This is a genomic window from Sphingobium rhizovicinum (assembly GCF_042647625.1).
GTDB classification, from domain to species: Bacteria; Pseudomonadota; Alphaproteobacteria; order Sphingomonadales; family Sphingomonadaceae; genus Sphingobium; species Sphingobium rhizovicinum.
The window spans coordinates 1,365,852-1,375,000 of record NZ_JBHRVU010000005.1; the positions used below are offsets into that span (position 1 = coordinate 1,365,852).

Genomic DNA, 9,149 nt, shown 5'->3' on the forward strand with positions numbered 1-9,149 from the left:
CCGTCCCGCGATCAGTAATGGACCCGCAGGCTGGCGAAGAGGGTCCGGCCCGGTTCGGGGAAACCATCGGTCAGCGTGTAATAATCGTCGAACAGGTTGCGCCCGCCCACGCCGATGTCGACCTGCGGCGTCAGGGCATAATCGACGCGCAGTCCGGCGTTCACATAGGCGCCGGTACGGTAATAGACTTGGCTGGCGGTTGCGGGCGTCGCCGTGAACAGGGTCCAGCGGTCGGACGCCAGGTCGATGCTGGGTATGACATGCAATCCGTCGACCGGCGCCCAGTCGAGATAGGCGAAGCCCTTGTGCGTCGGTACGCCGACCGGGCGGAAGGCGGGATTGGCGGCATAGTCCAGATCGCGCTTCGTGGCGGTATAGTTGAAGCCCGCGTCCAGCCCCGGCAGCAGTGTCGCCGATACCGACAGCTCCACGCCATAATAATGGCCGCTGCCCACATTCTGGCTCTGCGTCAGATTGGTGAGCGCGCAGCCGGGGTGGAGACGGCGGGCGGTGTGGTTGATGCGGTGCAGGGATAGGCAGGGGTCAGGACGCTGAAGATCGCATCATCGACCCAGCTATAGAAGGCGGCGGCCTCCACGCGCAGCTTGCCCTGCGCCCAGCTTCCGCCGATTTCGGCATTGGTGGCGCGTTCGGCCTTCAGCGACGGATTGGGGATGGCGGTGTTGAACCGCTGGCTGAACCGTTCGAAGATGGTGGGGAAGCGGGCGCGGGACGACAGGCTGGCATGCAAAGCCAGCGCGTCGCTGGCCTGCCAGTCGAAGCGGCCCTGAAGGTTCCAGGTGTCTGCATCGCGGCGCGGATAATTGTAGAGGACGGACGCGCCAGATGTGCCGAGCGGCGCGCCATATTCCTCCGCCTTGATCAGATTGCGCCAGTCGAAGCTGCCGCCCAGCGTAAAGGTCAGATCGGGGCTGAGCTTCAGCTCATTTTCGATGGCGGCGGAAAACGTCTCTTCGGTCTGGGTCTGGCGCGGTTCGGTGCTGGGCACGCCGGCGGTCGAGAAGCTGGTCTGAAATTCGACGTGGCGATCATGGCGATAGTGGAAGGCCAGGCGCAGCGTATCCGCTTCGCTTGCGGCGAAGTCGAGCTGGGCGGAGCCGCCCCATGCGCGATCCTCATAAGGGGAATCGAACGCATAGGGACGGCTCTGCGTCGTCTGCGTGCGATCGTTGAAGGAACGCAGGATCGAATCGAACTGGTTATAATAGGCGCGGGTCTTGAGCCTCGCGCGGTCGCCCAGCGCGGTGGTCGACAGGAAATAGAGGCTGGTGATGTTCCATTGCGGCCAGTCCCAGAAGCGCGCCGTCGTCACCGTATCGCTGATGTGCAGCGGCGCGCCCTTCGATCCTTCCTGATAGGTGTAGCTGAGCGCATATTCGTCGGTGGCATTGGGGGTGAAGCCGACCTTGGCATTGACCCGCCAGTCTTCGGTTCGGGAGAAGTCGCGCGCCCCGCCATCCTCCAGCCTGGGCACCTTGGCGGTGAAGTCATTGGGCAGATCCCAATGATCGGTGAAGCTGCGGGCGTAGCTGGCCTGCGCATACCATTTATCCTGCTTCGTCCCGACCATGGCGGAGGTGGAATAGCCGGCATAGTCGGTATCATTGTCGAAATTGATCGTGCCGCGCACATCGATGTCGAGTTCCTTGGTCGGCTTGCGCGTGACGAGGTTGATCGCGCCGCCCATCGCGCCGGGGCCGTCCAGCACGGAGGCATAGCCCTTGGCTACCTGCACCTCGGCAATGTCGGTGGTGAGGAAGCGACCATAGTCGAGCCGGTTGTCGGCGGGCAGATAGACGCGGATGCCGTCAATCGACAGCGGCACCTGAAAACGGTCGAAGCCACGGACGAACACCAGTCGTTCGTTGCGAGTGCCACCGCTGTTACCGGCCGATACGCCCGGCATCAGGTTGACGGCGTCGTCCAGCGCGGTGCGGCCAAAGCTGTAGATGGCTTCGGAGGAGAGGGTGTTGCCGTCAATCTCGATCCCCTGCGTGCGCGGAGCGGTGACGATGATCTGGCCGAGGCCAAAGCTGCCGGTCGCTCCATCGCCCGGCGCGCCATCCGTCTGCGCCATGGCCGGAGCCGCAAGGAAACCGCCCGCCAGAAGCAGGCTGATGGATGTGGTGCGCATGAAATCCCCCTATGCTGTTCGTGCGACTCGCTATATCTGGCGGTATATAGATTGCCCCTGTCGAGGAAAGACATGATGCGTTTGAACGGCCGGCTTCCTTTCTCCCTCTTTCTTGCGCTGGGCATTGCCGCGCCCGCATCCGCGCAGGCGCCGATGGCACATGAGGCCGCCACCTGCACCGCACCGGCAGACTTGCCCGCGCCGCTGGCGTCCTGGCGCAGTCCCTTTCCGTTGAAGGCGGGGGTCGATCGCAAGTCGGAGGCGAAAGCGGTGCTGACGCCGGGACAGGCGGTGAAGCTGGCGCTTAGCCCTACACCCAAAGTTGCTTATCCGGTGCGTCCGGCCAAGCCCGGCGGATCGGTCAGCTTTGGTGGCCTCGCCAGCTTCACTGTTGCGCAGACGGGAACTTGGCGGGTCGCGCTGGGCACGGGCGCCTGGGTCGACGTGGTGAAGGATGGCGCGGCCGCGACGTCGATCGCCCATGGTCATGGGCCCGATTGCAGCGGCGTGCGCAAGATGGTGGATTATAGTCTGGAGCCGGGCGTCTATACCTTGCAGGTCGCCGCCAATGGCGAGGACAAGTTGACGGTTCTGGTGACGCCGCTGCCGTGAGGCGGGTGTTGCTGGCGGCGGCCGCGCTGCTTCTGGTTGCGGCGGGATCGCCCTGGCGATGGGGCTTGCCTGCCGACATGGCGGTCCCGCCGGTTCCGACAGACAATGGCATGAGCGCGGCGCGCGTCGCACTGGGCCGGCGTCTTTTCTACGATGCAGACCTGTCCGCCAACGGCACCATGGCCTGCGCCGCCTGTCACGAACAGAAGCGGGCCTTTGCCGATGGCAATGCGACGCGGCCGGGCGTGCATGGCGATCCGGGGCGGCGCAATGTTCCCGGCCTTGCCAATGTCGGCTGGTACGGTCGGCTGACCTTTGCCGATCCGGCGATCACTACGCTGGAGAAACAGGCGCTGGTGCCATTGCTGGGCGAGCGGCCGGTCGAAATGGGGATGAAGGGGATGGAGGCGGAACTGGCCCGGCGGCTGGGCAGGGACGCCTGTTATCGCCGCATGTTCGCGCGCGCCTATCCCGAACGGCGCGGCCGGATCGACATGGGCAGCGTGACGGCGGCGCTGGCGGCGTTCGAGCGGACGATGGTTGCGCTCGACAGCCCCTATGACCGGCATCTGGCCGGGGATGAGACGGCACTTTCACCCACGGAGCGGCAGGGGCTGGCTATATTCGTAAAGGCAGGCTGCGCCGCCTGCCATGCCGGTCGCCTGATGACCGACATGGACTATCATCGGCTGGAAGCGCCGCAACGGGCCGATCCGGGTCTGGCCGAGCAGACGGGGCAGGGGGGCGACGCAGGCCGTTTTCGGACCCCTTCGCTGCGCATGGTCGCGCTCACCGGGCCATGGTGGCATGACGGGACGGCGAAGACGCTGGAGGAAGCCGTCCGACGCCATGACGATGGGGTGGCGGATCGCGACATGCCGGCGCTGCTCGCTTTCCTGCGCAGCCTGACCGATGCGCAGTTCACGACCCGCCCCGATCTGGCGATGCCCGATCGCGCCTGCGGCCGCCCTTTGTAGCGGATTCCCGCTTGACCGCCCGATACCGGCAAGCCACCCCTGCACCATGACAAAGCCGCTTCGCACCATCGCCCGCCTGAGCGCCGTCGCGCTCGTCCTCTCTCTGCCCGCCGCCCCGCTACTGGCGCAACAGGGGGCGACCGACACGATGATGAACGAGCAGGTCAAAAGCTATGACTGGGTCCGCCCGCAGGCGGATTATGCCCGCAAGGTGGTAATGATCCCGATGCGCGACGGCACGAAGCTCTACACCGTCATCGTCCATCGCAAGGGGGTGACGGACGCGCCGATCCTGCTGAGCCGCACGCCCTATAATGCGGACAAGGCGACCAGCCGCAACCGCAGCCAGAAGATCGAGGAAATCCTGCCTGTCATGGACGCCGAGTTCGTCAATGACGGCTATATTCGCGTCTATCAGGATGTGCGCGGCCTCGACGGGTCGGAGGGCGACTATGTCATGAACCGGCCGCTGCGCGGGCCGCTCAACCCGACCAAGGTCGACCATGCCACGGACGCCTATGACACGATCGACTGGCTGGTGAAGAATGTGAAGGAAAGCAATGGAAAGGTCGGCATCACCGGATCTTCCTATCTGGGCTTCACATCGTTGATGGCGCTGATCGACCCGCATCCCGCGCTCAAGGCCGCGGTGCCGCAGAGCCCGATGGTTGACGGATGGATGGGGGACGACTGGTTCCATAATGGCGCGTTCCGCACCTTCGGCTTCGACTATGATCTGGGCCAGACGGTGAAGAAGGGTGGCGGCGCCGTGCCCAAGGGGACGGGCGATGAATATGAAGCCTATCTGGCCGCCGGGTCGGCGGGCGACTATGCCCGTGCCTATGGCCTCACTGACCTGCCGGTCGTGCGCAAGGTGCTGGAGCATCCGAGCTACGACGCCTGGTGGCAGGGGCAGGCGGTCGACAAACTGCTGGCCGCGCGCAAGCTGACCGTGCCGACCATGCTGGTGGTAGGGCAATGGGATCAGGAAGACAGCTATGGCGCGCCTGCCGTCTATCAGGCGCTGGAAAAGCAGGACGCGAATAATGACATGCTGAGCCTGGTGATCGGCCCATGGCGGCACAGCCAGGTCAATTATGAGGCGCGCGAACTGGGGCCGCTGAAGTGGGAAGGGGATACCGGCCTGCAATTTCGCACCCGCTACATGAAGCCCTTCCTCGATTGCCACCTCAAGACGCAGGCCCCGGCATGCGACACGCCGCCGGTATTGACCTACGCCAGCGGGACCAACCGTTGGGCGGTGTCGAAGCAATGGCCGGCTGGTGATTACAAGCCGCTCTATCTGGACGCGGGCTTTGGCCTCAGCTGGAGCAAGCCGCAGTCTGGTAGCGACAGCTATGTATCCGATCCGGCCAAGCCTGTGCCGATGCTGCCACGCCCGATCCATATGCAGGGGGAGGAATGGCGCACCTGGCTGGTGCATGACCAGCGCTTCGTCGACGGCCGCACCGATGTGTTGAGCTATGCGACCGGCACGCTGGACAAGCCTGTCCATATCAAGGGCGCGCCCAAGGTGGACCTGCGCGCCGCGACGACCGGACAGGACAGCGATTTCGTGGTCAAGCTGATCGACGTCTATCCGCAGGAAAATTCGGTCGATCCGACCATGGCCGGTTATCAGCTGGGTATCGGGATAGAGATTTTCCGGGGCCGCTACGTCAACGGCTTCGCCACGCCCGCGCCGCTGGTGCCGGGCAAGACCTATGCCTTCCAATGGTCGCTGCCCAATGTGGACCATGTCTTCCTGCCTGGCCACAAGATCATGGTGCAGGTCCAGTCCAGCCTCTTCCCGCTCTATGACCGCAATCCGCAAAGCTGGGTGCCATCGATCATGGAGGCGAAGCCCGGCGATTATGTGAAGGCGACCGAAACGATTCAACGTGGCGGCGACGCAGCGAGCGCTGTCTGGCTGCCGGTTGCGGCGGACTGAACGGGGCGATCGGCGCGGGCGGAGGGAAACCGTCGCGCGCCGATCGCGTTATCCCGTCCATGTCCGGTTCAGCCGGATCATTGTGGAAGGGGGGCGTGAAGCCCGCCCGATAACAGGAATATGCGTTTGTCGATCAACCGGATGATGCGTCCTGGCCTCTGCGTCCTTGCGCTGCTGGCGTCCGCGCCGGCGGTTGCCGCCGATCCCGCGCCGTTCGAACTGACCGGGCCGTCGCTGCGCGTCACGGTGACGCGCGGGAAACAGAGCCTGCCGATCGCGCAGGTGCCCAGCCTGTCCGAAGGCGATTCCATCGCGATCGAGGCGGACCTGCCCGAAGATCAGGGCGCGCGCTTCATTCTGGTGTCGGCTTTCCTGCGGGGCGCGACCAATCCGCCGCCCAAGGATTGGGTCCGCTTCGCCGAGACATGGAAGAAGAAAGAGAAGGACCGGGCGCTAAACCTGACCATTCCCAAGGGCGCGCGCCAGATGGTGCTATTCCTGGTGCCCGATACGGGCGGGGCGGAAGGCGCGCTGGCCGATGCGGTGCGCGGCAAGCCGGGCGAGTTTGTCCGCGCGACGCAGGACCTCAATCAGGCGTCGCTCGACCGGTCCCGGCTGGACGCCTTCATGGGAGCGATCAAGGCGCAGGAAAACACGCACCCCGAATATCTGCGCAGCGTCGCGCCGACGCTGGCGCGCAGCCTGTCGATGAAGCTGAATGAGGATTGCCTGTCCAAGGTGATCGAAATGCAGGCGTCCTGTCTGCTGGAAAACCGCGACTCGCTGGTCCTGGCCGACGTGCACAGCAGCTCCATGGCGGAAACGCTCACCGGCGCGCCCACCGATCTGGCGCTGCAATTGAGCGCCACGCGCGAGGCGGGCTATGGCTTTTACAGCCCCTATATCGGGGTGGTCCGCGACATCGCGAAGATTTTCGGCGCGTTCAGCAGCCCCGAATTCGACTATCTGCCCACATTGAGCGTGCGCAAGGGGGATGGCATGGGGCTGTTGCTCAACGCCGCTCCATCCTTCCAGAAACCCAAATCGGTGATGGTTGTCGCCATGCCCGCGATCGAGGCGGACAGCCCGCCGCGGCTGCGCAGCGGAGCGACCGGACCGATCTGCGCCGCCCGCCCCGGCGCGCTGCTGCCAGTTGAGGGCGCGCCGCTTGTCTATTCCACCACCTATGCGCGCGACATGACGCTGACCCTGCGGTCGGCGTCAGGCGAAAGCGTCGACCTGCCGGTAGAAGCGCGCGCCGACCGGGGTGGCTATGTGCTGGCGGGCGGGGCCTTGCCACCCGCCTTTGCGGGCACGGCGCATGGGCATCTTCATGGACAATGGGGATTCGATCGCTTCGAGGGACCGGACTTCACGGTGCAACTGCCCGACGACAAGGGGTGGGCGCTGGATGGAGAGCCGCCCGCGCTGGTCGTGGGTCGCGACAATGATCTGTTGCTGACCGGCGGCGCGCCGGCCTGCGTCGACACGGTGACGCTGCGACAGGGGGATGGGCCAGCCCGCCCCATCGCCTGGAAGCCGCAGGGAGAGGGGCAGCTGGCGCTGACCCTGCCGCTGGCCGATCGCAAGCCGGGGCCGTTGAATGTGGACGTCCGCTATCAGGGGGCTGCGCAGCCGTCGGTGATTGGCCTGCGCAGCTATGCCCAGGCAAGTCGGCTCGACGGGATTTTGCTGCATGCCGGAGATAAGGCAGCCCTGCTATCCGGGCAGCGGCTGGATCAGGTCGAGCGGGTCGAGGTCGGCGGGCTGACATTGTTGCCCGATGGTCTTTCCCGTAATGGCGCGGTCGATCATTTGCGGCTGGCAGGGCAGGGGGATGGCGTTGCGCCCCAGGCAGGCAGCGATCTGACGGCGCGAGTCCGGCTGCGCGATGGCCGGACGGTCAACCTTGGCGTTACAGTTGCGGAGCCGCGACCGCAGATCGGCCTGATCGGCAAGAGCATCACGCCCGGCGCAACGCCCGCCACCGGGGCGACGCTTGGCCTTGGCGGCGATACTGTGTTGCCCGATGATGGGCAGCTGGTCTTTTCCGTCCAGGCCGGCAAAGGCACGAAACTGACTGCGGCCGATACGATCGAAGTCGCATCCGCCGATGATGAAAACGCCATCCGGCTGACGGCGGCTAATGGCCTGCGGCTGGAAGGGCCACAGGTGATGGTGGCGACGCTGAACGCAAAGGCGATGGCGCCGGCTGCTTTCGGGCCTCTGCGCTTTCGTCTGCGGCGCGGGGATGAGGCGAGCGACTGGCAGCCGCTGGTGACGTTGGCGCGCCTGCCCCGGATCGATGCGGTTGCCTGTGCGGATGGCAATGCCGCGGGCAAAGCGGATGGCTGCACGATTCGCGGCCGCGACCTGTTCCTGATCGACGCTGTCGGCGCGACCCCCGCGCTCGATCATGCGGCGCAGGTGGCGCACGGCTATACCGGATCGGTGCTGAGCGTGCCTGCGCCGCAGGATGGCAAACTCTATCTGCGCTTGCGGGATGCACCCGATATGGTCGTCACTCTGCCTGCCGCCTGATGGATTGTCCCTGCATTTTGGCGCAGGGTTCCGATATACCGATCGGCCTATGCCATCATGGCTGGTGAATCGTCCAACTAATCTGTTGGCCGCTCCATGGGCCTGTCGCCTGCGCGCGCGCATCATCCTCTCCAATTCCAGATCGATTGGAGAGGATCAGCATGAAGACCCAGGTCGCCATTATCGGCGCAGGCCCCGCCGGGCTGCTGCTCGGCCATCTGTTGCGGGCGGAGGGGATTGACGTTGTTATCGTCGAACGCGCCGCGCCCGATTATGTTTTGGGGCGCATCCGCGCGGGCGTGCTGGAGCGCACAACCACCGACCTGATGGATCGGCTGGGGCTGGGCGCGCGCATGCATGCCGAAGGGTTGCCGCATGACGGCTTTCATCTGGCCGATGGCGAACGGTTGATCCGCATCGACATTGCGGCCCTCACCGGGCGCAAGGTCATGGTCTATGGCCAGACCGAAGTGACCCGCGACCTGATGGATGCCGCGCCGGAACGCGGGTTGGAAATCATCTATGAAGCGGCTGATGTCGCGCTGCACGATGTCGATAGTGATGCACCCTATCTTACTTACAAGCAGGATGGCGCGGTTCGCCGCATCGATGCGGATTTTCTGTGTGGCTGCGACGGCTTTCATGGCCCTTCGCGCAGGGCTATGCCGGCATCGGTCGCTTGCGCTTATGAGAAAGTCTATCCCTTTGGGTGGCTCGGCATTTTGGCGGACGTGCCGCCCTGCAATCACGAACTCATCTATGCCAATCACGAACGCGGCTTTGCACTCGCGTCGATGCGGTCGGAAAGCCGCAGTCGCTATTATATTCAGGTGCCGCTGGACGAGAAGGTCGAAGAGTGGCCCGATGATCGGCTGTGGGATGAACTGGCTGTTCGGTTGGGGCCAGAGGCGGC

Annotated in this window: 7 protein-coding genes (1 of these 7 only partly in view); 5 read left to right on the forward strand and 2 right to left on the reverse strand. The window is 64.9% G+C overall.

The window, feature by feature from the left end:
• Positions 1-11: 11 nt before the first annotated feature.
• Complete coding sequence (locus tag ACFOKF_RS25095; RefSeq protein WP_380799280.1) at positions 12-455, reverse strand: TonB-dependent receptor domain-containing protein; 444 nt, start codon at positions 453-455, stop codon at positions 12-14.
• 14 nt (positions 456-469) lie between these two features.
• Positions 470-2,155: a TonB-dependent receptor plug domain-containing protein gene (locus tag ACFOKF_RS25100; RefSeq protein WP_380799281.1), complete on the reverse strand. Its 1,686-nt coding sequence runs from the start codon at positions 2,153-2,155 to the stop codon at positions 470-472.
• Positions 2,156-2,227: 72 nt separating this feature from the next.
• Between ACFOKF_RS25100 and ACFOKF_RS25105 the strand changes: the two genes are divergently transcribed.
• The 5 genes from ACFOKF_RS25105 to pobA form a co-directional block, all read left to right on the forward strand.
• Positions 2,228-2,767 carry a hypothetical protein gene (locus ACFOKF_RS25105; RefSeq protein ID WP_380799282.1) on the forward strand — a complete coding sequence of 180 codons (540 nt, stop codon included), beginning with the start codon at positions 2,228-2,230 and terminating at the stop codon, positions 2,765-2,767.
• Positions 2,764-3,744 carry a cytochrome-c peroxidase gene (locus tag ACFOKF_RS25110; RefSeq protein ID WP_380799283.1) on the forward strand — a complete coding sequence of 327 codons (981 nt, stop codon included), beginning with the start codon at positions 2,764-2,766 and terminating at the stop codon, positions 3,742-3,744. The genes ACFOKF_RS25105 and ACFOKF_RS25110 overlap by 4 nt, the downstream gene beginning before the upstream one ends.
• 46 nt (positions 3,745-3,790) lie before the next feature.
• The gene (locus ACFOKF_RS25115) at positions 3,791-5,695 is read left to right on the forward strand and encodes a CocE/NonD family hydrolase (protein WP_380799285.1); all 1,905 of its coding nucleotides are present in this window, start codon (positions 3,791-3,793) and stop codon (positions 5,693-5,695) included.
• A 120-nt stretch (positions 5,696-5,815) separates the two neighbouring features.
• Positions 5,816-8,236, forward strand: a complete 2,421-nt coding sequence (locus ACFOKF_RS25120) for a hypothetical protein (protein ID WP_380799287.1) — start codon at positions 5,816-5,818, stop codon at positions 8,234-8,236.
• Positions 8,237-8,397: 161 nt separating this feature from the next.
• Positions 8,398-9,149, forward strand: the 5' portion of a protein-coding gene (gene pobA, locus ACFOKF_RS25125) for a 4-hydroxybenzoate 3-monooxygenase (RefSeq protein WP_380799288.1). Its footprint extends 418 nt past the window's final position; 752 of the gene's 1,170 nt are visible here — the first part of the coding sequence; it begins with the start codon at positions 8,398-8,400; its stop codon lies off the right edge, out of view.